Annotated in this window: 24 protein-coding genes; 18 read left to right on the forward strand and 6 right to left on the reverse strand. The window is 27.9% G+C overall.

Features of this window, described 5'->3' with window-relative positions:
* Positions 1 to 96 precede the first annotated feature (96 nt).
* Positions 97 to 660: a TetR/AcrR family transcriptional regulator gene (locus tag psyc5s11_RS09215; RefSeq protein ID WP_224037300.1), complete on the reverse strand. Its 564-nt coding sequence runs from the start codon at positions 658 to 660 to the stop codon at positions 97 to 99.
* Between the two features lie 160 nt (positions 661 to 820).
* Here psyc5s11_RS09215 and psyc5s11_RS09220 point away from each other — a divergent pair, with 160 nt between their 5' ends.
* The gene (locus psyc5s11_RS09220) at positions 821 to 1,777 is read left to right on the forward strand and encodes a ketopantoate reductase family protein (RefSeq protein WP_224037301.1); all 957 of its coding nucleotides are present in this window, start codon (positions 821 to 823) and stop codon (positions 1,775 to 1,777) included.
* 314 nt (positions 1,778 to 2,091) lie between these two features.
* Positions 2,092 to 3,828, forward strand: a complete 1,737-nt coding sequence (locus tag psyc5s11_RS09225) for a methyl-accepting chemotaxis protein (protein WP_224037302.1) — start codon at positions 2,092 to 2,094, stop codon at positions 3,826 to 3,828.
* Between the two features lie 268 nt (positions 3,829 to 4,096).
* On the opposite strand, the gene psyc5s11_RS09230 is transcribed toward psyc5s11_RS09225, so the two are convergent.
* Complete coding sequence (locus tag psyc5s11_RS09230; RefSeq protein ID WP_224037303.1) at positions 4,097 to 4,672, reverse strand: hypothetical protein; 576 nt, start codon at positions 4,670 to 4,672, stop codon at positions 4,097 to 4,099.
* 217 nt (positions 4,673 to 4,889) lie between these two features.
* On the opposite strand from psyc5s11_RS09230, the gene psyc5s11_RS09235 reads away from it, so the two are divergent.
* The 7 genes from psyc5s11_RS09235 (at position 4,890) to pepF (ending at position 12,065) form a co-directional block, all read left to right on the forward strand.
* Positions 4,890 to 5,477, forward strand: coding sequence for an acyl carrier protein phosphodiesterase (locus psyc5s11_RS09235; protein ID WP_224037304.1), 588 nt, complete (start codon positions 4,890 to 4,892; stop codon positions 5,475 to 5,477).
* 310 nt (positions 5,478 to 5,787) lie between these two features.
* A complete protein-coding gene (locus psyc5s11_RS09240; RefSeq protein WP_224037305.1) occupies positions 5,788 to 6,492 on the forward strand; it encodes a M15 family metallopeptidase in 705 nt (234 codons plus the stop codon).
* Between the two features lie 171 nt (positions 6,493 to 6,663).
* Positions 6,664 to 7,356: a response regulator transcription factor gene (locus psyc5s11_RS09245; RefSeq protein WP_224037306.1), complete on the forward strand. Its 693-nt coding sequence runs from the start codon at positions 6,664 to 6,666 to the stop codon at positions 7,354 to 7,356.
* On the forward strand, positions 7,346 to 8,449 hold the full coding sequence (locus psyc5s11_RS09250; RefSeq protein WP_224037307.1) for a sensor histidine kinase: 1,104 nt from the start codon (positions 7,346 to 7,348) through the stop codon (positions 8,447 to 8,449). Before psyc5s11_RS09245 ends, psyc5s11_RS09250 begins: the two co-directional genes overlap by 11 nt.
* 280 nt (positions 8,450 to 8,729) lie before the next feature.
* On the forward strand, positions 8,730 to 9,266 hold the full coding sequence (locus psyc5s11_RS09255; RefSeq protein WP_224037308.1) for a VanZ family protein: 537 nt from the start codon (positions 8,730 to 8,732) through the stop codon (positions 9,264 to 9,266).
* A gap of 416 nt (positions 9,267 to 9,682) precedes the next feature.
* Positions 9,683 to 10,228 (forward strand): uroporphyrinogen decarboxylase/cobalamine-independent methonine synthase family protein, encoded by a 546-nt coding sequence (locus tag psyc5s11_RS09260; protein WP_224037309.1) that lies wholly within the window; start codon positions 9,683 to 9,685, stop codon positions 10,226 to 10,228.
* A 28-nt stretch (positions 10,229 to 10,256) separates the two neighbouring features.
* The gene (pepF, locus tag psyc5s11_RS09265) at positions 10,257 to 12,065 is read left to right on the forward strand and encodes an oligoendopeptidase F (protein WP_224037310.1); all 1,809 of its coding nucleotides are present in this window, start codon (positions 10,257 to 10,259) and stop codon (positions 12,063 to 12,065) included.
* A 399-nt stretch (positions 12,066 to 12,464) separates the two neighbouring features.
* Here the strand turns inward: pepF and psyc5s11_RS09270 are convergent, their stop codons facing one another.
* On the reverse strand, positions 12,465 to 13,046 hold the full coding sequence (locus psyc5s11_RS09270; protein ID WP_224037311.1) for a Uma2 family endonuclease: 582 nt from the start codon (positions 13,044 to 13,046) through the stop codon (positions 12,465 to 12,467).
* Positions 13,047 to 13,265: 219 nt separating this feature from the next.
* Here psyc5s11_RS09270 and psyc5s11_RS09275 point away from each other — a divergent pair, with 219 nt between their 5' ends.
* Together psyc5s11_RS09275 and psyc5s11_RS09280 are read left to right on the forward strand one after the other, a co-directional pair.
* Positions 13,266 to 13,517 carry a hypothetical protein gene (locus psyc5s11_RS09275; protein ID WP_224037312.1) on the forward strand — a complete coding sequence of 84 codons (252 nt, stop codon included), beginning with the start codon at positions 13,266 to 13,268 and terminating at the stop codon, positions 13,515 to 13,517.
* Complete coding sequence (locus tag psyc5s11_RS09280; protein ID WP_224037313.1) at positions 13,510 to 13,761, forward strand: type II toxin-antitoxin system RelE family toxin; 252 nt, start codon at positions 13,510 to 13,512, stop codon at positions 13,759 to 13,761. Before psyc5s11_RS09275 ends, psyc5s11_RS09280 begins: the two co-directional genes overlap by 8 nt.
* A 292-nt stretch (positions 13,762 to 14,053) precedes the next feature.
* Here the strand turns inward: psyc5s11_RS09280 and psyc5s11_RS09285 are convergent, their stop codons facing one another.
* A complete protein-coding gene (locus tag psyc5s11_RS09285) occupies positions 14,054 to 14,281 on the reverse strand; it encodes a Uma2 family endonuclease (protein WP_311196444.1) in 228 nt (75 codons plus the stop codon).
* A gap of 164 nt (positions 14,282 to 14,445) precedes the next feature.
* Here psyc5s11_RS09285 and psyc5s11_RS09290 point away from each other — a divergent pair, with 164 nt between their 5' ends.
* Both psyc5s11_RS09290 and psyc5s11_RS09295 read left to right on the forward strand, forming a co-directional pair.
* Entirely contained in the window at positions 14,446 to 16,140 is a 1,695-nt protein-coding gene (locus psyc5s11_RS09290) for an Hsp70 family protein (protein ID WP_224037314.1), read from the forward strand.
* Positions 16,140 to 17,936, forward strand: a complete 1,797-nt coding sequence (locus psyc5s11_RS09295) for a J domain-containing protein (protein ID WP_224037315.1) — start codon at positions 16,140 to 16,142, stop codon at positions 17,934 to 17,936. Before psyc5s11_RS09290 ends, psyc5s11_RS09295 begins: the two co-directional genes overlap by 1 nt.
* 101 nt (positions 17,937 to 18,037) lie before the next feature.
* On the opposite strand, the gene psyc5s11_RS09300 is transcribed toward psyc5s11_RS09295, so the two are convergent.
* A complete protein-coding gene (locus psyc5s11_RS09300) occupies positions 18,038 to 18,688 on the reverse strand; it encodes a hypothetical protein (protein ID WP_224037316.1) in 651 nt (216 codons plus the stop codon).
* A 928-nt stretch (positions 18,689 to 19,616) separates the two neighbouring features.
* On the opposite strand from psyc5s11_RS09300, the gene psyc5s11_RS09305 reads away from it, so the two are divergent.
* From psyc5s11_RS09305 to psyc5s11_RS09315, 3 genes are all read left to right on the forward strand, one after another.
* On the forward strand, positions 19,617 to 20,732 hold the full coding sequence (locus psyc5s11_RS09305) for a cation diffusion facilitator family transporter (RefSeq protein WP_224037317.1): 1,116 nt from the start codon (positions 19,617 to 19,619) through the stop codon (positions 20,730 to 20,732).
* A 52-nt stretch (positions 20,733 to 20,784) separates the two neighbouring features.
* On the forward strand, positions 20,785 to 21,237 hold the full coding sequence (gene msrB, locus psyc5s11_RS09310; protein ID WP_224037318.1) for a peptide-methionine (R)-S-oxide reductase MsrB: 453 nt from the start codon (positions 20,785 to 20,787) through the stop codon (positions 21,235 to 21,237).
* 105 nt (positions 21,238 to 21,342) lie between these two features.
* The gene (locus psyc5s11_RS09315; protein ID WP_224037319.1) at positions 21,343 to 21,954 is read left to right on the forward strand and encodes a hypothetical protein; all 612 of its coding nucleotides are present in this window, start codon (positions 21,343 to 21,345) and stop codon (positions 21,952 to 21,954) included.
* Between the two features lie 388 nt (positions 21,955 to 22,342).
* Here psyc5s11_RS09315 and psyc5s11_RS09320 read toward each other — a convergent pair whose 3' ends face one another.
* A complete protein-coding gene (locus tag psyc5s11_RS09320) occupies positions 22,343 to 23,020 on the reverse strand; it encodes a DUF6198 family protein (RefSeq protein WP_311196420.1) in 678 nt (225 codons plus the stop codon).
* 181 nt (positions 23,021 to 23,201) lie between these two features.
* Between psyc5s11_RS09320 and psyc5s11_RS09325 the strand changes: the two genes are divergently transcribed.
* A complete protein-coding gene (locus psyc5s11_RS09325; RefSeq protein WP_375541996.1) occupies positions 23,202 to 24,065 on the forward strand; it encodes a LysR family transcriptional regulator in 864 nt (287 codons plus the stop codon).
* Between the two features lie 153 nt (positions 24,066 to 24,218).
* Positions 24,219 to 24,956 (forward strand): MBL fold metallo-hydrolase, encoded by a 738-nt coding sequence (locus tag psyc5s11_RS09330; RefSeq protein WP_224037321.1) that lies wholly within the window; start codon positions 24,219 to 24,221, stop codon positions 24,954 to 24,956.
* Position 24,957 lies beyond the last annotated feature (1 nt).

Consider the following 24,957-nt stretch of genomic DNA (forward strand, 5'->3'; position numbering starts at 1 on the left):
TTTTTTATTGCACAATAATAAAAAAAGAGGTGCACCAAAAACTATATAACTTTCCACTAATACGGAGAACTCTATCGTAAATAGAAAATGATTTTATTAAATGGCTTTTATCCCATTCATAATAAAGCTCAGTGTTTTTTCAATATTGTATTCTTTATTATTTTTATTAAAATAGCAATACTTAGCACAACTAAATATTGATGAGGAAATTAGTTTAACTAATATATTTGTGTCTTTACAATCTAACTCATCTCTACCTGCCATATCTTTTAATATTTTCTCAATAAGATTATCTATTTTATCTTTTAATAAATTATCTACAGTAGAAGCAATTGATGTAGAATCAATCTTACGCTTTTGATAAAAGCTGATATTGTAATCATATAGGAATAAAATAAATTCTTTTATAATATCTTCATTTAAATCTGTGGCCCTTAAAATTTCTTTTGGTAACATTTCTTCAAAGCAACCTATAACCAGTTCTTCTAGTAAAATATACTTATCTAAATAGTGAGCATAAAAGGTTGCTCTATTTATAGTTGCCTTTGTTGTAATATCTTTAATTGTTATGTATTTAAAGTCTTTTTCCTCAAGTAATTTGACAAAAGCTTCTTTAATCAAATTTTTTGTTCTAATTGCTCTTGGGTCTTTTTCATTCATAATTTATCATTAATCTCCTTTGTTAAAGCTACAGATTTAATAAAATGTTGTTTACACAACACAGCTAAAAATCTATTGGTTGTAGCTTTATGAGTAATTTAATATTATATTAACATACACATGCATTTTAAACAACATATGTATAATAGGAGGTAATATAATGAAAATATTAATTATAGGCAGAGGAGTAATTTCAACACAATATGGATGGGCTTTAGAACAAGCAGGTAATGATGTAACATTTTATGTTCGTCCAGGTAGAATAAGTCAATATGGAGATATAGTCAATTTAAAAATATTAGATGGTAGAAAGAATAAAAAGGGTGACTCAGTAAATAAAGCTTGGAAAATTAAAATGATAGAAGAACTATCATCAAGCCATGATTTTGATTTGATTATGATTAGCGTAAATCATAATCAATTAAGTAATATAATAAATTGGTTAGAACCACTTGTTAATAATTCAACAGTTTTAATATTTAATAATATTATGGATGAACCTTTAAATTCAATTGGATCAATTCCAAAGGAACAAGTTGTTTTTGGATTTCCTGGAGCTGGTGGATCTTTTATAAATCAAAACACATTAGATGGTGGTTTTTTTAAAAGCATCTTTATGGGATTCATTGATAATACTACTGATAAAAACAGATATGATATAGTGAGTAGATTATTTAAAAATGCAGGTTTTGGTATATCTGAAAAGAAAGATATGCGTAATTGGTTATGGTTTCACTTTATTACTAACGCAAGCTTAATGGTTGCAGCCTCAAAAGTAGGTTCTTTAAATAATCTATTTGATTCTGCAAGTGCCCTTAAAGAATTTGCTTTAATATTAAGGGAACTCATACCACTTATGAGAGCTAAAGGATCTAAGGTTAGTATAATAACAAATATTGCAGTAAATTTACCTTCAGGACTTGTGGCTTTTGCAATGAAATTAGCATTAGCTAAAGGGAATTTACCTAGAGAAATAATGAGAAGTGCTAGTGGAAGTGAAAATCTAAAAGCTGAAAGTAATGTGATATTTGTACGCGATACCCTTGCTGAAGCATGTAGACTAGGGATATCTCTTCCTCGGCTTGAATCTTTAGACTCACCTATTTGTAGAGAATAGTAGCACTATATTAAAATGTACAAATAGAAAAATAGGAATACTTAGAGCAATAAGAGTTTTGAGTATTCCTATTTATTTGAAAATAAAATTCATTTTAAGCACAATTCAGAACTTATCAAGAAGAATTAAATAACTTGAAATATTGTCAAAAAAATGCGAATGATGTATTATTATAGTAATTATTATTTAATATAGTACATATATATTTAAAATAACAGATGTTCTCTATATGTATTAAAATATGGTTTTAAGTTATAGCAATAATTGGTAGATATGATTTTTTAAGATATAAAATAATGACAGGGGTGATATTTATGAAAAGTATTAAATTTAAACTAATTGTATATTTTTGTATCTTATTTGTTTTAGTTTCTAGTGGAATTGGTTATTTTTCTTTTAGACTAGCTTCAAATGGAATGAAAACAATGCAGGGTGAATTATTGAATAAAAAAATGACTGGGGATATTAATGCAGCTACATATTATATGGAGGAATACTATGGGAATTTATCTATTTTAGATGGGAAACTAGTAGATGAAAATGGTAATAATTTAGAAGGAAACTTTAAAATGGTAGATGCAATTCTTAATGATACTGGAGATGTGGCCACAATATTTATTAAAAAGGGTGATGATTTTAAAAGAATAGCAACAAATATTAAAAATGAAAATGGTGAAAGAGCCGTTGGTACAAATTTGGGTAAAGAAAGCAGTGCTTATAATGATATGATTAACGGGAAAGAATATATTGGAAAAGCTAAAATTTTAAATAAGAATTATTCTACAACATATAAACCTATATTTTCAAAAACAGGAGAAAATATTGGTATATTATTTATTGGTATATCGGAAGAAGAGTCTAATCAATTATTAAATCAATACAGTAACAATTTGAGGTATGTATTAATATTATTAGTTGTAATCAGTGCTTTAATTTGCAGTATAGTGGTTTATATTATTTCAAAGAGTATTACAAAACCATTAGAAATTTGTGTGAATCATCTAAATATTTTAGCTACTGGTGATTTTTCGGCGGAAGTTCCAAAAAAAATTCTGAGAAGTCAAGATGAAAGTGGTAAGATTGCACAAGCTATCAGTCAAACACAAAAGTCGCTTAGAGAATTGATTTTAAATATAAATAATGAATCTTATAGTATTGAAAATACAGTTTTAAATGTTAAAAATAGTGTAGATGAACTAGATAATGATATAGATGATGTATCTGCAACTACAGAAGAACTTTCAGCAAGTATGGAAGAAACAGTAGCGTCTGCAGAAGAGATGTCAGCAACTTCGCAAGAGATTGAAAGATCGGTTAACTCTGTTGCAGAAAAATCACAAGAAGGTCTTGGAAAAGCTATAGAAATAAGTGAAAAAGCTACAAATATTATGATCGCATCAGAAAATAACAAAAAAGAAACAGAGAAAATGTTTAAGGAAGCAGAAAAAGCATTAAAAGAATCTATTGAAAAAGCAAAAGCAGTAGATCAAATAAATATTTTAGCAGATTCAATACTCCAAATAACTTCTCAAACAAATTTGCTTGCATTAAATGCATCTATAGAAGCGGCAAGAGCTGGAGAAGCTGGAAAAGGGTTTAGTGTGGTAGCAGATGAAATAAGAAAACTTGCAGAGCAGTCGAGTGAAACTATAAATAAAATACAAAGCACTACTGGAATCATATTGTCTTCAGTTGGAGATTTAACCTCAAATTCTAATAATATGTTAAACTTCATTGAAAATAGAATTTTAAAAGACTATGATACTTTAGTTCAAACAAGTAAAGATTATAATAATAATGCATTATATTATAAAGATTTTTCTACAGATTTAAATGAAACTACAGAAACGTTGCTTACATCAGTTCAGGAAATTTTAAAAACTATTGATGGAGTAGCACAAGCAGCAAGTGAAGGAGCTGAAGGAACTCTAGATATAGCAACTAGAATACAGGAAGTAAATAATAAGTCTAATAAAATGAGGCAGGAAGCATTAAAAGCGCAGGAAAATGTAGAAAAGTTGAAAGCGGAAGTTTGTAAATTTAAGATATGAGATTAATATAAAGAGTGAGGGGAATCTCACTCTTTATTATTTAATCAAAATCACAAATACTCAATTTAAGCTTCAATACCTGAAAAAAAATGATACTGATTCTACAATTGCTATCTTTGAATGAATATACAAGTTAAATCCACCCATGACTTTGACAAATCAAAAAGAAAAGAGGAAGCCTTCAGACAATATTTTAGAATTTAAAGGCCATCCTTTTTTATAGAAAAATATGATATAAGCAAATTATAAGCATATAAAATATCTTAATTTAGCAAAGAACAATGATTTTATATGGAGTAGTTTGGGCAGGTATGCTCTTTGTTGTAGGGCCATAGACAACAATAAGGTTTCTATTTCCAGGATATCTGCTAAAAAGCTGATCATTTGTCAGAATCATCTCAGTAGATTGGTCAGTATTTAGTTTTAAATTTCCATCGCTGCTTATAAGTTCATTGTTAAAATAGTCTACAGTAACATTTTGATATCCTATATCTTTTGATATAACAATTGCAGGATATTGAGGAGGATAAATAAGAAGTGTAGGTGCATTTGCATCGTAAAATCCAGTTACGTCATCGCCTACTTCTATCACTGTATGATCGACAAAGTAAGTTCCTGGGGATATCACAAAATTTACTGGACCTCTGTCTACGCTTTCTAGTGATATTAATTTATAACAGCCTGCTGATTCATTATCTTGCTCTGGGTAAAAATCTTCAATTCTTATAACGGTACCACTAACAGCTGCAAATTTTTGTGCGGTATTTCTCCAATTTGCATTGAAAGATGCGGGAAAAGCTTGATTCATGTAGTAAGGACAATAGGAAAATAAGTTATTATACATATAATGCTCCTTTATATATTAATACAAATACAAGTCTCATTACTAACAGTATATTAGCTAATCTCAGAAGTGTTATTTTTAAAGATAGGGGGGCAAGAAACAATAATGTATCTCTTATGTTACGGTGAAATATATCATAAATAAGTGCTATAATAGCATTAACTAATCATACAACATAAGAATTTCCTAAATACTATGGAAGTTAGAAGGAGAAAAAATGAATTATTTAGCTCATATATATCTTTCAGATAATAGTGAAGAAAATATGCTAGGAAATTTTCTAGGGGATTTCGTTAATAAGGCTTTGGAAAATGAATTTGAATACTCCATAAAGCAGGGGATTTTTATGCATAAAAAACTCGATACGTTTACGGATTCACATCCAGATTTTTTAAGGAGTAGAAAAAGGATTTCCAGCACCAATAGACGCCTCGGAGGGGTATTGATTGATATATTCTATGATCATTTTTTAGCTAAAAATTGGCATGATTATTCTTTAATAGCATTAGAAGAATATACAGATGACTTTTATAATATACTTAAAAAGTTTTCTTATTGCCTGCCTAATAAATTAATAAATAGAATGCCTTTTATAATAGAAGAAAACTGGCTTCTTTCCTATAGAGATATAATTGGTATCGAAAGAACCGTAGAGCGGATTGCTAAAAGATTTTCTGATACAAGACACCCCTTAGCAAAGCCTATAGATGAACTTATTAATAATTATGAAAGCCTTGAAAGCGACTTTAAATCTTTTTATCCTGATGCAATTGAATATGCAGATAAACTTAAAAGAATGCTTTAGCAGCTATAAAAAGATGTACATGGTGTATTTACTACTCATTTTCCGTATACTTCACTACCTACACTACTTGAGCATGATATTAATTAATAATAAATTTGCATTATAGTAAAAAGTCCAGAGAATGGACTTTTTATTTTTTACCTATAAAAATTCTTGATGGAAATTCAGATTATATCAACTTATTGTATGTGTTTTATGACAAACACCCTATACAAAATTAAAAACTTAAGATTTCGTAAGAATTTCTTATAAGTGTCGTAAGGTGAATCTTATACAATTAGATTATGTTGTTAGAAGAGGAGTAGAGAGTATGAGACGTGTATTCAAAAAGATTTTGATATTTGTTATAGTAATTTGTACATTATGGTATGCTGCAGAATTAAAGGGCATAAACCTTAATAAAATTGGACTTGCTTTAAATGAAAAATATAAGTTATTAAATCTAAATAACACGAGTAGAAAGAAAGAGCTGGTGCTAGTAAATATAGAGCATGGTTTAAGTAAAGATTACAAGCCCGAAGGATTAACTACGCCAAATATATCATTTGCCACTGGAGTCAACCAAGAAGAAAAATATGTAGCAGGAATTATTGCAAAGCCTATAGAAGAATTAGTACATGCAGCTAAACAGGACGGAATTATATTACTTGGTAATTCAGGTTACAGATCATATAAATCACAAAACGATGTTTATACTAGCAGAATAAAATCAGAGGGAAAGAAGCTTGCAGATGCATATGTAGCTAAACCTGGATTTAGTGAACATCAAACAGGGTTATGCATTGATCTTACCAATAAAAGCAGCAATTTTGTAAAAGGAACAAAAGAAGCAGACTGGCTTGCAGAAAATTGCTATAAGTTTGGTTTTATTATAAGATATCCTTATGGAAAGCAAGATATAACAAGTATTGAATATGAACCTTGGCATATTAGATATGTTGGGAAAGAAGCTGCTAAGTATATTTATGATAACAAAATCACATTAGAGGAATACTTGGCACAATCAAAAAAATAACAGGTCCGTCTGCCAGCCTATTTTCCATCATCCCGCGTCGGTAGATCGTACTAATAGGCTCGCTATGAGCACAATCCACCTCCTTGCCTGATGAAAAATATTCATGGCATTTTGGACTTGTTATTTTCTTTCATGTGCCTTAGAAAAATGATAATAAATTTGGAGGAATAAATGAATAATAATATTCTTGTAGTAGATGATGAAAAAGAAATAAGAGATTTGTTAGAAATAAATTTAAAAAATGAAGGATACAGTGTCTTTAAGGCAAGTTGTGGCATGGAAGCTTTAGATATATTGCATAAGGAAGAAATTCATTTAATAGTTTTGGATATAATGATGCCAGATATTGATGGGCTAGAGGTTTGCAGAAAAGTAAGAGAAAATTATAACATACCAATTCTGATGTTAAGTGCAAAAGCAGAAGATATGGATAAGATTCAAGGGATTATGACTGGTGCAGATGACTATGTATGCAAGCCTTTTAATCAATTAGAACTTACAGTTAGAATAAGAGCATTACTTAGAAGAACATATTTTTTAAATATTAAAATGCAAACTTCAGAAAATCAAATAAGAATTGAGTCTATGGTTATAGATAAAAGTAAGCATATGGTAACAGTGGAGGATAATCAAGTAGATTTAACCGCAAGAGAATTTGAGATATTATACTTATTGGCTACAAATAGAGGAAGAGTTTTTAGTGCAGAAGAAATTTTTGAAAGAGTATGGAAAGAGAAGTATTTTCAAGCCAATAATACTGTCATGGTTCATATGAGTAGACTTAGGGATAAAATAGAACAATATATGGAAGGAAATAAGATAATTCATACTTTATGGGGGGTTGGCTATAAGATTGAAAAATAAAAGATTCTATAAATACTGGTTATCATCCTTAGCAGATGTATTAGGTGTAGCATTATTAACTTATGTAATTTTGGATATAGGTAGTAATATATTAATTTATTTATATTTAAACACCAAAATTCAGCTTGTTAATTATATTTTTAAGTTTTGGAGAATTATTAACGATAATATTTTTGGAAAGCATACTTATATAATCATTGGAATAGCATTATTTGCGGGGATATACCTGCTTATAACATATAGAAAATCTAAAAGCCTTGCAGCTATTATAGATGAAACTGAAATAATGGCGAGTGGCGACTTGGATAGACTAATAGAAGTTAAATCAAAAGGTGATATTAAAAATTTAGTGGAAAATATAAATAACATCTCAAAGCAGCTTAAAGAGATAACAGTAGAGGAAAGAAAAGCTCAAAAAACTAAAAGTGATTTGATAACAAATGTTTCTCATGATTTAAGAACTCCACTAACTTCTATAATAGGTTATTTAGAAATTATAGATAATGATAAGTATGAAGATGAAGTAAGGCTTAGATATTATGCGAGTATAGCCTTTGAAAAAGCAAAAGGATTAAATGTACTTATTAACGATTTATTTGAACTTACTAAAATGCAAAATAATACTATTAATTTATATAAAGCTGATATTGATTTAGTAGAATTACTAGGTCAAGTAGTTGCAGGTTTTGAATATCAATTTAAGCATGCAGATATGCAATATAGAATTAATTTTTCAGAGGAGAAGTTAATAGTAAATGCAGATGCAGGAAAGTTAGTTCGCGCATTTGAAAATTTACTATCTAATGCAATTAAGTATGGAAAAGATGGTTTTTACGTTGATGTAACAACAAAGTTTGAAGAAAATATGGCAGTAGTTCAAGTTATAAATTATGGGCAGTCAATCCCATCAATAGATTTACCACAAATTTTTGACAGATTCTATAGGGTAGAAAAATCAAGAAGTAGCGATATAGGTGGGTCTGGACTGGGGCTAGCTATTACAAAGAATATTATAGAGCTACACCAGGGAATAATATCAGCCTATAGTGACAATGATAGAACTATATTTGAGGTTAGACTGCCAGTTAAATAAGCATAAACTTGGAAATGTTAAAGAATATAATAATTTAATTATGAAATTATGCAATTGTGGAATTATAAAATAACTCTTGCTTAGGCACAATCAAAAAAATAACAAGTCCATCTGCCAGCCTATTTTCCATCATCCTGCGTCAGTAAAATGCCATAATAGGCTCGCTATGATGGCACTTTACTTCCTTGCCTGATGAAAAATATTCATGGCATTTTTTGGACTTGTTATTTATTTTCATGTGCCTTATACCTAAAAAGGTATTATATTTAGGAGGAACAATATGAAAGATAATAATAAAACAAAGAAGTTAACTAATGTATTATTTATGATTTATTTGATTGCATTATTTTGGATTATAATATTTAAATTCAATGTACGATTACCTTCTTTGAGAAATATGAGAAATATAAACTTAATTCCGTTTAGTGAACCTTTAATGTTAAATGGTAAAATTGCTTTTGGTGAAATGATTATGAATGTAGTAATTTTTGTACCGCTTGGTATATATGCAGGGATTTTATTTAAAAGATGGAGTACTTTAAAAAAACTTTTCTTATTTTTCTTAATTAGTTTAATATGTGAAGTATTACAATATATTTTGAATATTGGGGCTTCTGATATTACGGATATAATTAATAATACTTTAGGTGGATTAATTGGATTAATTATATATAAAGGAATTGGAAAAGCATTTAAAAATAGTGTTAAGTCACAAAAATTTATAAACATAATTGCATTAACAGGAACTATCTTAATGATTTCAATTCTTTTTTTACTAAAAATCAACAAACTATGGATATTTAGAATGGAATCTTAACATACCACTAGTGAACTATAAATAAAAGTTTATATGGAAAAAATAAGAAGTGAAGTTCTTTCTCAAGGAACTTCACTTCTCATATTTTACAAACTCTACCATGAGTAACGGCAAACTATACTAGAACCACTATATATCGAGATTATAAATAGTAGAAGTATGTGCATATATGTTTAACATATTATTAGTGAGTAGAGTTCTATAATACAAGGAAATGAATGTTATTCTAAATATTTTAGATATATTGTATTATTCAATATAACATAAAGATTAAAATGTGTATTTGATGTAGCTAAAAACTATATCGAATACACATTTTTTTGTATTTTTCAAGGTAAAGAAAGTAGTTGGACTTCAGGTTATAACAGACGGAGAATTTAGAAAAAACGAAATCAATTTACCCAAATGAGGAAGAGTTGATTCAAGATATTGCGAAAGGCTACAAAAAAGTAATACAAGATTTATATGCAGCAGGTTGTACAAATATCCAATTTGACGATTGTACATGGGGAGTGTGTGTTGATCCAAATGCTTGTTTTATCATTGGAACTGATGAAGAAGGTTTACAGCAAATTATTGAAAAACTAATCCGAATTAATAATCTTGCCACTTTAGACAAGCCCGATGATCTAATAATTAATACACATATCTGCCGTGGGAATTTTCATTCTACATGGGCTTGCCAAGGAAGTTATGACCGTGTAGCAAAAGACCTTTTTGCTAGTAAAAATGTAAATGCATTTTATTTAGAATTTGATGATGAACGTTCTGGAGATTTTAAACCACTTCAATATGTAAGTAAAGATAAGAAAGTTGTATTAGGTCTAATCACAACAAAATCTTCTGTACTAGAGGATAAAGATTATATAATTGAATGTATCCATGAAGCTCAAGAATACATTAACTTAATATGTAACTCAAGTAGACTGAACGCTCCAAAAGATATAAAATATAAATTGTAATAAACATAATATGAAAGGAGCGGTGTTAATGGTAAAAATTCTTAAGGATAGAAAAGATGTAGATCCAGAACTTACTTGGGATTTATCTGCTATTTATGCTACAGACGAAAATTTTCAATCAGCGGTAAAAGAAATGAAAGAGCTTTCTTTGAAAATAGAAAAATATTATAAAGGTAAATTGAATACTGCAAATAAGATTAATAAATGTTTAGATGAGCTAAGAAAATTATATCAATTTAGGTATCTTACAAGTTCTTATGTAGAGCTTTCGGTTTCAGTGGATTATGCAAATAATGAAAATCAAGATAAGTATTCTAAAATAATGAATATAATATCTGATATTGAAAGTAAATTAAGCTTTATAGAAAGTGAAATAATTCAAGCTACTGATGAAGTTTTAGATAATGCAATAAGTGAATCAAAAGAAAACAGTAATTATTTAAAAGATAAAAAAAGAGAAAAGATCCATGCGCTTCATCCAGAAGTAGAAAGAGTATTAGCAGCTTTATCTGGGACTTTGGGAGGACCTTATAAAATTTATGAGCAAGCTAAGCATTCAGATATGGATTTTAAGAGCTTTACTGTAGATGAAAAGGAATATCCTCTTGGTTATGGACTTTTTGAAAATGAATATGAATATGAAAATGATACAAAAGTTCGAAGGGCTGCTTTTAAAGCATTTTCTGATAAATTAGGAGAATATCAATATACTACAGCAACAGCTTATCAGCTTCAAGTGCAAAAAGAAAAAAGTATGGCTGGCTTAAGAGGTTTTGACTCAGTTATAGATAGTTTATTATTCCCTCAAAAGGTTGATAGAGAACTTTATAATAGACAGATAGACCTTATAACTGAAAAATTGGCACCTCATATGAGAAAGTATGCAAAACTGCTTAAAAAAATACATAAACTTGATGAAATGACTTTTGCAGATTTGAAGATTGCAGTTGATCCAGAATATGATCCTAATGTAACTATAGAAGAGTCTAAAAAGTACATTGAAGATGCTCTAGCTATATTGGGTGATGATTACTTGGAAATGGTAAAAAAAGCTTATGATGATAGATGGATTGATTTTGCGCAAAACAAGGGAAAATCTACAGGAGGATTCTGTGAAAGTCCTTATGGAAGTCATTCCTTCATATTGTTATCTTGGAGTGAAAAAATGGCAGAGGTATTTACCTTAGCTCATGAACTTGGGCATGCAGGTCACTTTAATCTATGTAATAAAAGTCAAAATATATTTGATGTAAATGTATCTGGATATTTTGTAGAAGCACCATCAACAATTAATGAGCTTCTTATGGCAAATTACCTTTTAAAGAGTAATGAAGATAAAAGGTTTAGAAGATGGGTTTTATCTTCTATGATTGGTCATACTTATTATCATAATTTTGTAACTCATCTTTTAGAAGCAGCTTATCAAAGAGAAGTATACAGAATAATTGACGATGGGGGAAGTGTTCAAGCTTCAACTCTTAGTAAAATAAAGAAAGAAGTACTTGAAAAGTTCTGGGGAGATGACGTAAAAATAATTGATGGAGCAGAATTAACCTGGATGAGACAGCCTCATTATTATATGGGCCTTTATTCTTATACTTATAGTGCGGGACTTACTATAGCAACAGAAGTCAGCAAGAGAATATTAGAAGAAGGTAAGCCAGCTATAGAGGATTGGAGAGCAGTACTTACAGCAGGTTCAACCAAAACACCAGTAGAACTTGCAAAAATGGCTGGAGTAGATATAACTACAGATAAGCCACTTCTTGATACTATTGAGTATATTGGTAATATAATTGATGAAATAGTTAAGCTAACAGAAGAAATTGAAGATTAACTTTATTTAAAGATAATTTTATTAATAAAGAGTTTATTTAGAAAGAATACACCAAAGCAAAGTTAGTAAATCTAAGCCATAAAACCCAGTAGAATCTAAAAAAGTGGATTTTGCTGGGTCTTTTATTCTAATGAAAATAAAGAAGAAAATAGAATAAATACTGATGAAATGGTTAAATTGATAGAAGAAAAAGTAATAGTTGAAGTTATTGTATAAGGATAGACTTAGTGTAGTCTATCTTATTTTTTTAAACTACAGCAATTTTTGTAACATTCTTTTGAGTAAAGTTAGCAGCAGATTTTTTCACTAAAGCTCCGCTAGGAGTGAAGAAAATATTCTTGTGCATTATATTTTAAGAAATGCGTGGTGTTTTTTAATTGCTTAAATATTTAATTTCTATTAGTTTAGATTAAGTGATTTAAAATCAATTTCTAAATTATCATAAATATTGACTTTAATTTTGTCACTAAAAGTATACATTTTAGGAGCACCATAACCATCAAGTGTTAAAGTATATACTAGTATGTTTTCCTCCATGGGATTTACAATCCAATATTCACGAACTTTAAATTCCTCATATAAACTTAATTTTTTTATATAATAATTTCTAGGATTAAAAGGAGATACAACTTCTACAATCATATCAGGTGAACCAGTGCAACCCTTATCAGTTAATTTATTTTTATCACATATAACTGATATGTCGGGTTGAATTATATTTTGGCTATATCGTATATCTTCATTATCTTTTTTTAATATTACATCAAAGGGTGCAGGATAAACTTTGCAAGGACCATCGTTAGATTTAATGTAATTTTTAAGTTCATAAGCAATTTCCATTATTATTTCTTGATGTATTCTACTTGGAGCTGGTGATATTGCTGAAATCCTCCCATCTATTATTTCTACTGGTTCATCATCAGTAAATTTTAAATAATCAGCATAAGTATAGGTTTTATTATCTATTGGATTTATAGCCATTAATATCACATCTCCTTCTTTTAAATTATTCTATGGTATTTTGGAATAAATATAAATTCTCTATTATTATAAAAATAGTATATCACATCAGGGGATAGACTATAAATATTTAAAAAAATTAACTTATAAAATTATCAAACATTTCTAAATTAAAATCTGTTTAGATAGTATGCTAATATGATATACTATACTTATAAACACATTAAAGGGAGTGGTTTAATGAGCCCATTAGCTAAAGAAATAATAGATAAGTTAAATAAAGAAGAAGATATATTGCTTTTAGCAGAAGTATTGGATTTTTATGAATATATAAAACAAAAAAAATATAAAGATTCACAAAAGAAGTGGTCACAAATAGATGAAGATGAACCAACGGAAGATGAGATTAAACTATATCAAGAATATAAAGATATAAAAGAAGAAGCAATTCCTTTAGAAAATATAATAAGAGAGTTAAATTTAAATGAGTAATAATTACAATATAAAATTAACTAAAAAAGCAGAGAAATTTATTAAAAAACAAGATAAAGATACTCAGAAAAGACTCATTAAAGCAATTGTTGAACTTCCAGAAGGCGATATAAAGAAATTAAAGGGCCTGGATGAAATATATAGACTAAGAGTGAGTGACTTTAGGGTTATATTTGAAAAAAATGATAATGAATTAATAGTTGTAGTTATTGATATTGGAAATAGAGGTCAGATTTATAAATAGTTGTTGTAATTTAAAAACAATGTAAGGATAAGAGTTGATAATATAAACTCTTATTTTTTTGTGCTAAAATATAGTCAGAATGTATTTCAGAATATGCACATTTAAAAATCCTAAGCATTTATTCTTTTTCCCAAAATGCGGGCTGAGAGGTATCAACACAAAATCAATGATGATTTTAATTAAAGAAATACTTTAAAATATATAAGAGAAAATAATAATGACTGAAAATAAACATCATTTCAGTAACAACTATATAATTAATATATATAGAAATATTTGAGCTTAAGTCTGCTCAGGATTTTGAAGGTGAAATAGAATTAAAGTCTATTTCAAGATTATCATAGATATTTACTTTAACTATATCAGTAGATGTGCAAGTTATAGGAGCATCATATCCATTTTCAATTAATACGTAAACTAACACATTTTTTTTAATAGGGTTTACAAGCCAATATTCATTAACTTTAAAATTTTCATATAGATTTAATTTTATTACATAATCGTTGCTTATAGTATTAATCTATTGGGCTATTCATACTTATGTGGTATAATTTTGAATAAGTTCTAAAAGTTTAGTCTATGAATGTAAAAAGTAAAATAGTAAGTTAAATATGCAAGGTATGTAAAGTTTTTTTGGGATACTTACTAATTATTTTTTATGTCCTTTATATGGGGAGGAAGTATATGTCTATTATTGGTATTGATTTGGGAACTACAAACAGTTTGGTTGCTGTTTGGAAGGAGGGGAGAGCAAGGATTATACCTAATGTTTTAAACAAAAATTTGACACCATCAGTAATTAGTGTTGATGAAAATAATGAAATTTTAGTTGGTGATGTAGCTAAAGAAAGACTTATTACACATCCAGAATGCACAGTAGCTAATTTTAAAAGATTTATGGGATCAACTAAAAATTACAAGCTTGGCTCTTATACATTTACACCAGAAGAATTGTCTTCATTTATTTTAAAAAGATTAAGGGAAGATGCGGAAAGCTATTTAGGAGAAGTAATTGTGGAGGCAGTCATAAGTGTTCCAGCTTATTTTAATGATGCTCAGCGTAAAGCAACTAAAAGGGCTGGTGAGCTTGCGGGTCTTAAAGTTGAAAGGCTGATTAGTGAACCAACAGCTGCAGCGGTGGCTTATGGACTCCATCAAGAAAAAGATGATACACAATTCTTAGTATTTGATTTAGGTGGAGGAACTTTTGATATTTCAATACTTGAATTATTTGAAGGGGTTATGGAGGTTAAGTCCATAGCAGGAGATAATTTTTTGGGTGGAGAAGATTTCAATAAACTTCTTGTAGACCATTTTATGGAAACAAATAAACTGGATTTAAAAGAATTAAATAAGAAACAAGTATCAGCTATATTCAAACAAGCAGAATTATGTAAAAAGGCACTATCAGATAAAGAAAAGGCAACTATGACCTTACGTGTAGATGAAAAAACATTTGAAACAGAATTAGACAGAAGTAAATTTGAAAGATTGGCAGCGGACTTAATATTAAGATTACGACATCCAGTAGAAAGAGCCTTAAGAGATGCTAATATATCCCCATCAGAAATTGAAGCAGTAATTTTAATCGGTGGAAGCACAAGGGTGCCTTTAGTAAGAAATGTAGTTAGTAAAATGTTTAATAAATTACCATATTCAAATATAAATCCAGATGAGGCTGTAGCTCTTGGAGCATCAGTTCAAGCAGCTTTAAAAGAAAAGAATTCAGATCTTAAAGAATTAATATTAACAGATGTATGTCCATATACACTTGGAGTAGAAGTAGCGAAGCGTGTGGATGGTGAAAAGTATGAGTCGGGATATTTTCTCCCTATAATTGAAAGAAATTCTCCAGTTCCAATAAGTAAGATTGAAAATTTGGTAACCATAAGTGATAATCAAACTAAAATTTCTATCAAAGTATATCAAGGAGAAAGCAGGAGAGTGGAAAATAATATAACACTTGGAGAGCTTACTGTATCAGTTCCAAAAGGCAAAGCTGGTGAGCAGATGGTTGATTTAAGATATACATATGATATAAATGGATTATTAGAAGTAGAAGCTATTATAAAAAGTACAGGAATTAAAGAGACTTTAATAATCGAAAATTCTCCAGGGTCAATGACAGAAGAAGAAATAAAAAAACGTATGCTGGTACTTGAAAATATAAAAATTCATCCAAGAGATAGAACAGAAAATAGATTGTTACTTGCAAGAGGTGAAAGATTATATGAAGAAGCGCTAGGTGATAAGCGTGAGTATATTTCAAACTTATTAAGTGAATTTGAAAGAATATTATCAACTCAAGACCCAAGGCTAATTGAAAAGAATGTAAAATTGTTTGCTGAAAGATTAGATGAATTGGAGACATATTATTAATGATGAATTGGTGGAATGTATTAAAGGTTTCATATGATAGCGATTTAAGAACAATAAAAAAAGCTTATGCAAAACTACTCAAAATCTATAATCCAGAAGATGATGCAGAAGGATATCAAAATCTTAGAGAAGCATATGATGCAGCTGTAAAATATGCAAAGAAAAATCAAGAATTTATTAATGACAATTTGGATAAAAATATTATTAATGAAGTAAAAATCAATAAGAATGAGGAGAACAAATCTGAAAGTTATTCAAATGAACAAATAATATTTAAATTAAATTTAGATATTAATGAAATCTACCATGAAAGACAAGATACAAAGATTGATTTAAATGAACAAATAAAGCAGTTTTTAAATAGATTAAATGAAATATATAATGATATGTATTTAAGAACAGATTTAGCAGCATGGGAAGATTTATTAAACTCTGATGTAATTTGGAATGTAAATGGTTTCCCAATTATAGAAGATAAGATATTTAATTTTTTAAGTAAAAATAAATATTTACCAGCGGAAATATGGACAAAGCTAAATGATAATTTTACCTGGAGCAAAAATGAAATAAAGTTATGTAACAAACATTCTGCACTTATAGTTGATGAGTTCTTAAAAAATCTTAAAGTACCAAATAAGCTTAAATATGATTATATAAGGTCAATAAATCCAGAAATTGCAGATGAGTATTTATATGAAAGGCAACGGGCAGAGGAAGCCTTAAAAGATAAGAAGTATGCCAAAGCATATAAGCATTTAAAAAATGCAAATTCTTTATTTAGTCACGATGCTGAGCTGTTAAGACTAATGGGAGATTATAACTATGAGCTTAACGATATAGAAAAAGCATTACAATTGTATAAATCAGCTTTTGAAATAAATAATTATGACTTAGGCAGTGCATTACGTATTGCAATCATTTTAGTTACATATAAAAGCTTTAGTGAAGCAATATCATATTTAAAGGTGTATTTGTCTTATAATAATAATGATAAATTAGCATTAAATCATATTGCATATTGCTATTACTATAATGATGATTTAATAATGGCAAGAGAGAATTTTGAAAAGCTGCTATATATTGATCGGAATAATAAAACAATAAAAAAATATTTAAAAAACATAGAAGCAATTTTAAAAGGGAAGCATGTTATAAAAATAAGATTTAATAAAGATAATTTTATGGTAGAGGAAATAGTTAAAAAGGAAATTACTACGAAAAAAATATCTAATAAGAAAAGTAAAATTATATCTACTATTATTAAATATGTAATTAGTTGTATAATAATATGTATTGTAAGCGGACTTAATTATATATATTCAGTTAATGTTGATAATAGCAATAGCCAAAATAAAAAAAAGTGTGAAGATAACAATAAAGAAAATAAAATTGATATTAAGAAACAAATTCTGGATTCTAAGATGAAAATTTATATGGCAGAAAATTTAAGTAATGTTAAGCCAATAGAATATTATAAAATGTCAGAACCATTTGAAAATAGAATTATATTTTCAGATAGTGAGTTAGATGAAAAAGGATTACGTGATAAGGTTCTTAGTCAAATATATATAGGTACATCAGAATCAGGTAAATATTTATACATTTTTGCAAATCCAAAGTTAAGTGATAAAACCATTGATAAAAAGGGTAAATATGAAATTAATGGAGATATGTGCTATATAGATAAAGAAATAGGGGACAGGATTAAAGAAGAATATGCTTCAGATTATTCAGGGTATGATTTTATAGATAATGGATTTATTGATTCATCGTCAGCTGCAAGTACTAAAACATAAAAAAAATGATGTTTTTATTAAAGAATTACGATCTTGCGTTTCACATGCTTTTATTATATGTGAATATTTTCCACATATATCACTCCCATTAACAATAGTCTTTATTCAAGTATTTCCTTCATATAATCTATTCCAACAACAATATCTTTGTCGGAACTAGGAATAAAGTTATCAGTATCGCTATAAGGATATGCAAGTCCTAATACAAAGTTACCTTGTCTGGATGAGTACACTATATAAGTTTTAGTTGTAGAGCTGTCATATTTCTTTCGTATTTCTTTTATATCATCAGGTAGCACGCTTTTAGCAAGTTTAATTGCGTTTTCATAAGTTACATTTGTTGGATTTACTTCACATGCATAAGTATAATCTTTTAATATTTCTTTATATTTCTTATTATCTATAGGTGCAATATCTGCATTACTACCAACAAAGCTATCTTCAGTTTCGCAATAGGTACTAGAAGAAGAGGTTGTATTATAATCTAATGTAGATTTATCTACTTCTTTATAGCTCTTATCTATTTTAGTATTATCTTTTTCTTTATCTTCTTCTTGATTTGCTTCAAGAATTTTTTGTGCTTCTGGAGTATTCTGATATTTCTTAGAAGTATCATTTTCAGTATTATTTCTATTTGTTTCTACAGTATTGTTGTTAGCTGCAGTTTTAGGTTTATCTTGTGATTTACATCCAATAGCTGTAATTGATAATATAAATAAGATTATTAATCCAGTAAATTTTAGTTTTTTCACTGTATGTCCTCCTTTTACTATTTTAAAATGAAATTTATTATATTTACAATATGAGTAATAAAGTAGAGACGATGAATTTATATTTTACTTATATTGAATTAGTTGGTAAAAAAATATATACTAGTATAGTACTGCATGTTTAAGTTTAAAGCAAGATAGTGATGATTAATAGTATAGAGGAAGTGTTAGTATAAAAAAGTTTAACACAGTTTTAAGGCGTATTACATTTATATTGTCTATATTAAATATACTTTATTATAGTATTGGGATATTTTATTTATTTAGTGTTGAACAAAGTATTGGATTTTCATATCCATTAAATTATCTATATATTACATTTATACTTATGTTGTATTGTATATATTGCTTTTATAAAAACAATGTATACAAAAAGTATTATGGTAATTTAATTTTTATTTTAAGTTTTATAATAATTTTAACACCATGGGTTTATAACAAATTAACTATAAATAAATTCATTTATGATCAGTATTTTAGCAGTAGGCCTTTTTCTGAAATAATAATTTCGACGCATTTTATAGGAAATATCTATCCTGCATGTTTAATATGTTTATCTACTATAGTAAATTATTTTACTTATAAAAAATATAATGAGTATTAATAAAAAATATTAGTATTCATTATATTTTGTTGTTTATAGGTTATTGAATATATATAAGAAAAATATTGATGAATTAAAATAGCTTGAGAAATCATTAGATTTAGAAATTTAATGATTTTTTTGTGCTCACATATAATATATTGCATCCCAGATGTTATATAAGGAACTATTATGGAGGTAAAACCTTTATAAAAAGCAAATGATATAAATCTAATTTAAATAAAGAAAAGAGTATTGATGAAGTAATAAGTGGTGTTATACTTAGTAAAGAAAAATAAATAAAAATAGTTGGAGGCATAAAATTTTATGAATGAATATCAGTCACAACGTGAAAAGCAGATCATGAAAACCAGTGGTATTGGTATAGTGTCTAATGTTCTGCTTGCTATATTTAAAGGAATAATTGGACTTGCATCAAACTCAGTTGCAATTATATTGGATGCAATCAATAATTTAAGCGATGCATTATCTTCTGTATTAACTATAGTTGGAACAAAACTGGCTGCGAAACCAGCAGATAAGAAACATCCTTATGGATATGGACGGATGGAATATATTACTTCAATAGTAGTTGCAGCCATTGTACTTGCAGCAGGAATAAGTTCTTTTATTTCTTCTGGAGAGAGAATTTTCAATCCAGAAGAAGTTTCTTATTCAAAAGTAACAGTTGTTATTGTATTAGTAGGAATAGTTGTAAAATATCTGCTTGGGCGTTATGTAAAAAAAACTGGAAATAATGTTAATTCCAAAGCTCTTATTGCGTCAGGCGCTGATGCATTATTTGATGCGCTTATTTCTACGGCAACGCTAATTTCTATTCTCATATCAATTATTTTTAATGTAACAATAGATGGATATGTTGGTGTAATTATTGCTGTTGTTATCATAAAATCTGGAATAGAGATGATAATGGATTCTTTAGATGAAATACTTGGTAAGAGGCCAAGCAGTACATTGACTAAATCCATAAAGGAAGACGTTATGAGTCACGATGGTGTAAAAGGGGCTTATGATTTGTTACTTAATAATTATGGACCAGTTAAAATGATTGGTTCAATACATATAGAAGTAGATGAAAATGCAACTGGAAAGCAGATATTTGTACTTACAAAAACAATTCAATCAGCCATAATGAAAAAATATGATACATTTTTGACCATAGGTATTTATATTGTAAACTCGGATGGTGGTATTTCTGAAATGTCTGAAGATATCAAAAAAATAGTAATGTCTTATGAATACTTGTTAGAGATACATGCATTATATATAATGGAAGAAAGAAAGCTTGTGACTTTTGATGTCGTAATAGATCTTACAGCAGATAATGCAGAAGGAATTAGAAGCAATATAGAGAAAGAACTGAAAGAAAAATATAATGATTTTACATTTATGATCACGTATGATACTGATTATAGTGACTAAAATTAATTAAATGAGGAATTATATTTATAATATGTTTTATGGAGGTAATACAATGGATAAGAAATATGTAAAAAAGTCAGTGGAAGAATTAAAAGAAAATTTAACAGAAATACAATATAGAGTAACTAAGGAAAATGCTACAGAAGCACCATTTAATAATGAGTACAATAGCTTTTATGAAAAAGGAATATATGTAGATATAACAACAGGAGAGCCGTTATTTATGTCTTCGTTCAAGTTTGATTCGGGTTGTGGATGGCCTGCCTTTTCAAAGCCTATAACAAGAAAAGTTATTAAAGAAAAAAAAGATGAAAATCATGGTATGGTACGAACAGAGGTAAGAAGTAATATCGGTGATGCCCACTTAGGGCACGTATTTAATGATGGGCCAGAAGAAACAGGAGGGTTAAGATATTGCATTAATTCAGCTGCACTTAAATTTATTCCTATGGATAAAATGAAGGAATTAGGTTATGAAGAATATTTAGATGAACTAGATATTTAAGAGGAAATAATATATATAATTATTTTTAGCAGGTTCCAAACTTTTGACGGTGCAAAATTAATACATTATAATAGTATCTATTAGTGATTAAAGGAGAAGGAGAATATGTTTTTATTTGGTAGAAATAAGTTAAAAGTAAGAAGTGAAGAAGATGAAGATGGAGTTAAGACTTTCGTAAACTACTCTGGAATAAAACAGAAGGATATTTTTAAAGTAAAGGTTTTAAATGAGCTAATTGGGGATGGTTTCTGTTTAGGAATTTTAGATTCTAAGTTATTATCTTTCAAAACCCAAGAAAAATTCCCAATTTCAATTGCAGAAATAATAGAGCACTTAGATTTTACCAGAGTAGCATATAAAAAAATTGAAACAAAGAAAATACCTGAGGTATCTGTCTGTGGAGTAACTATTAAAAAAGGAGCTAAGAAAACCGATAGAGATTACAATGTTGGTTTTGTTATAAATAAAGATAATCTTAAGAGGTTAGATGAGTATGTAAATAAATTAAACTTATATTATTTTATAGATAAAACTGGTCTTGATGAAGAAGCTTTGCTTCAAAAGTTTGAGGAAAATTATGAAGATGTAGATGAGATGAGAAAAGATTTTTACTGCCAGATTTTTAATAATAATTATATTGAGCAATTGGTTGTTTTATCAGGGAGTGAACCAGCTGTAGAAATTAAAGAAATAGTTAATAAATGTTGTTCTGAGTAATAATTATTTATTTTGTTATAATAAATTTATCTTGAATAGAGCTATTAAAGATAATATATATAAAATACGGAATTTATAAGAAACTATATTTTAAATTCTAATTTTAAGGAGGATAATAGTAAATGAAAATTGAAAATGGAATTTATATGCTTGAAATATTATCTGATAGAATGGGAAAAAAACTATAATTTATCCAACATTGATTTTAAATAATGATTCGTTTGAAACTTAAATGTTTAAAAATAAAATCTTGGAATTTTAATAAGAGTTTACGTAAAGTAAGCTCTTATTTTCAGTGAAAATAAACAATATAACAGCAGTGGATATTCTATAGAAGATAAAAATATATTTGAAGTTGTTGTTTAATAAATGGAGTTATTTTAGATATTTAGATACTTAAATCATTATTTTTCGGACTATTTAATAAGGTAAATCTGTAAAAACTTATATGCTTATCAAAAAAAGCTTGAACAATTGAAACAGTTTTTCCAGTAGTAAGTGCACATATAACTGTACCAACACCAATACCGACAGCTTTATGAAGTATAAATAATGAAATTACAGCTGTTGTAGTTAAACAACACAAATCAAAGGTTGTTTTGATATATTTATATGGTTTGTTTAAAATAACTGATAAGTCTCGTGGAAATGTATCAGTAGGTATAATTGGCAGCATGCTATTATTTGATAAGCATATTCCCAATGCTAGTATAAAAAAGCTTATGATAAAATAAACAATATGATAAGCTAAAGAATCTGGTAAGAAACAAATCCATAATTCATGAACATCTATCATTTTCCCAAAAGCAAGTCCCATTAAAAAAGAAAAACTATAACTTAAGTTAAATTTTTTATTTAAAAGCATTAAAGATATTACTAAAATTGTTTGAAAAGTATAATTCCATGTTCCAAAGCTCAAAATAGAAAAAGCTTGGCTAAAGACATAAGGAACAGAAGAAATAGAAGATATACCGAAATTACTTTTTGTCATCAATGCAATACCAAGGCTATTGATAATTACTGCTGTAAATAGTGCCAGCTCTCCGGGAATTCTAATTTTTTTCATAAACAAGCCTTCTTTCATTAGGATAAAAATAACTGTAATTAAATACTCATTAATTATATAAGACATTTTCCATAAATTCTAATGATTTATTTTATAGAAATCCATTCATTTTATGCATGTGTTAATATATAAGAATAAATAATATTTTAGAAGGGATTTGAAAAAATTGAATTTATATCATTTGAGATATTTTGTTACCTTAGCACAATTAGAGCATTATGGAAAAACAGCTGAAAAATTAAAAATAACGCAGCCAGGATTAAGTCATGCTATGGCCTCGTTAGAAGAAGAATTAGGTGTGAGATTATTTGAAAAAGAGGGACGAAATATTATATTAAATAAATATGGAAAAATGTTTTATGATGATGTAAATAAAATCATTAATATGTTAGATGTGAGTGTGAATTCTTTTCAAAACATAAGTGAAGGTGGAGGAACCATAAGTTTAGCTATGATAAAGCCACTTGCCATAAAAGATATTCCAAAAGCAACTCATGATTTTTTAGATATAAATAAAGATAAAGATATAGATTTTAAGTTTGATACAGGAGTGACTAAGGATATTGTAGAAGGATTAAAGAGTGGAATTTATGATGTTGGGTTTTGTTCAAAAATGGAAGATGAAACAGAGGTTGAATTTGTACCAATAAAAAAACAAGAAATGTGTGCAGTAGTACCATATGATCATCCATTAGCCAAATATAAAGAACTGAATTTAAAAGAAACAATACCATATAAGCAAATTATATTTTCTAAAAGTAGCGGATTAAGGCCTGTAATAGATGGATTGTTTGAAAAAATAGGAGAGTATCCTAAGGTTTCATATGAAGTTGAAGAAGACAGCTTAATTGTAGGACTTGTAGCTCAAAATTTTGGAATAGCAATTCTTCCTAAGATGTATTCTATTCAATACATAAATGTAAAAGCAATTCCAATAATTAAACCAGATTGGAAAAGTTATTTTTATATAGCCAGAATGAAAAATAGATACCACTCAAAAGCTTCGGACTCTTTCTTTAAGCATGTATGTGAGGAAGGACTATAATAATATTAAAAAAATCGTAATTTATACATGTACTATACCATAAAATTACAAAAAAATCAAGTATTGTATTATAATTGGCAACGTAGTTTAATGATTAAGAAAGTAAGAGAAAAAATGTATTTTATATTCTAATTTTTAGGAGGATAATAGTAAATGAAAATTGAAAATGGAATTTATATGCTTGAAATATTATCTGATACAATGGGAAAAACAACTATAATTTATCCAACATTGATTTTAAATAATGATTCATTAATTTTAATTGATACGGGTTTTCCTGGTCTGTTTAATCAAATTTATGAAGCAATTGAGAAAGAAGGACTGCAATTTAGCAAATTGAACACAATAATTTTTACTCATCAAGATATTGACCATATAGGAAATGTTTTAGAAATTTTAAATAAGGTACCTGAAAACATTAAAACTTTTTCTCATGAGGAAGAAAAAGCATATATAAATGGTGAAAAGTCTCCTGTTAAACTTGCTAAGCTTGAAAGTAACTTGGAAAATTTACCTGATAATATGAAAGTAGCATACAAGATGCTAAAAGCAGGTTTTCAAAATAATAAAGTAAATATAGATGAAACTTTGACCGATGGACAAGAACTACCTTATTGCGGTGGAATAACTGTTATTCATACACCAGGTCATACTCCTGGACATATCTGCTTATACTTTAAACATTGGAAGATATTAATTGCTGGAGATGTTTTTTGCGTTAATGATGGAATTCTTCTAAGAGGAAATCAAGATTATAATTTTGATACTGAACTAAGTGTGAAGTCTATACAAAAATTAATGAAATATGATATTGAAACAGTAATTTGTTATCATGGTGGAATATATAATCACAATGTAAATAAGCGTATATCAGAATTGGCAAATTGCTGAA

The sequence above is a fragment of the Clostridium gelidum genome (assembly GCF_019977655.1).
Lineage (GTDB): Bacteria > Bacillota > Clostridia > Clostridiales > Clostridiaceae > Clostridium > Clostridium gelidum.

Excerpts from the sequence above, each read along its gene's own strand:
- psyc5s11_RS09215 (WP_224037300.1), bottom strand. The coding sequence starts at position 660 with ATGAATGAAAAAGACCCAAGAGCAATTAGAACAAAAAATTTGATTAAA.
- psyc5s11_RS09220 (WP_224037301.1), top strand. The coding sequence starts at position 821 with ATGAAAATATTAATTATAGGCAGAGGAGTAATTTCAACACAATATGGA.
- psyc5s11_RS09225 (WP_224037302.1), top strand. The coding sequence starts at position 2,092 with ATGAAAAGTATTAAATTTAAACTAATTGTATATTTTTGTATCTTATTT.
- psyc5s11_RS09230 (WP_224037303.1), bottom strand. The coding sequence starts at position 4,672 with ATGTATAATAACTTATTTTCCTATTGTCCTTACTACATGAATCAAGCT.
- psyc5s11_RS09235 (WP_224037304.1), top strand. The coding sequence starts at position 4,890 with ATGAATTATTTAGCTCATATATATCTTTCAGATAATAGTGAAGAAAAT.
- psyc5s11_RS09240 (WP_224037305.1), top strand. The coding sequence starts at position 5,788 with ATGAGACGTGTATTCAAAAAGATTTTGATATTTGTTATAGTAATTTGT.
- psyc5s11_RS09245 (WP_224037306.1), top strand. The coding sequence starts at position 6,664 with ATGAATAATAATATTCTTGTAGTAGATGATGAAAAAGAAATAAGAGAT.
- psyc5s11_RS09255 (WP_224037308.1), top strand. The coding sequence starts at position 8,730 with ATGAAAGATAATAATAAAACAAAGAAGTTAACTAATGTATTATTTATG.
- pepF (WP_224037310.1), top strand. The coding sequence starts at position 10,257 with ATGGTAAAAATTCTTAAGGATAGAAAAGATGTAGATCCAGAACTTACT.
- psyc5s11_RS09270 (WP_224037311.1), bottom strand. The coding sequence starts at position 13,046 with ATGGCTATAAATCCAATAGATAATAAAACCTATACTTATGCTGATTAT.
- psyc5s11_RS09275 (WP_224037312.1), top strand. The coding sequence starts at position 13,266 with ATGAGCCCATTAGCTAAAGAAATAATAGATAAGTTAAATAAAGAAGAA.
- psyc5s11_RS09280 (WP_224037313.1), top strand. The coding sequence starts at position 13,510 with ATGAGTAATAATTACAATATAAAATTAACTAAAAAAGCAGAGAAATTT.
- psyc5s11_RS09290 (WP_224037314.1), top strand. The coding sequence starts at position 14,446 with ATGTCTATTATTGGTATTGATTTGGGAACTACAAACAGTTTGGTTGCT.
- psyc5s11_RS09295 (WP_224037315.1), top strand. The coding sequence starts at position 16,140 with ATGATGAATTGGTGGAATGTATTAAAGGTTTCATATGATAGCGATTTA.
- psyc5s11_RS09305 (WP_224037317.1), top strand. The coding sequence starts at position 19,617 with ATGAATGAATATCAGTCACAACGTGAAAAGCAGATCATGAAAACCAGT.
- msrB (WP_224037318.1), top strand. The coding sequence starts at position 20,785 with ATGGATAAGAAATATGTAAAAAAGTCAGTGGAAGAATTAAAAGAAAAT.
- psyc5s11_RS09315 (WP_224037319.1), top strand. The coding sequence starts at position 21,343 with ATGTTTTTATTTGGTAGAAATAAGTTAAAAGTAAGAAGTGAAGAAGAT.
- psyc5s11_RS09320 (WP_311196420.1), bottom strand. The coding sequence starts at position 23,020 with ATGAAAAAAATTAGAATTCCCGGAGAGCTGGCACTATTTACAGCAGTA.
- psyc5s11_RS09330 (WP_224037321.1), top strand. The coding sequence starts at position 24,219 with ATGAAAATTGAAAATGGAATTTATATGCTTGAAATATTATCTGATACA.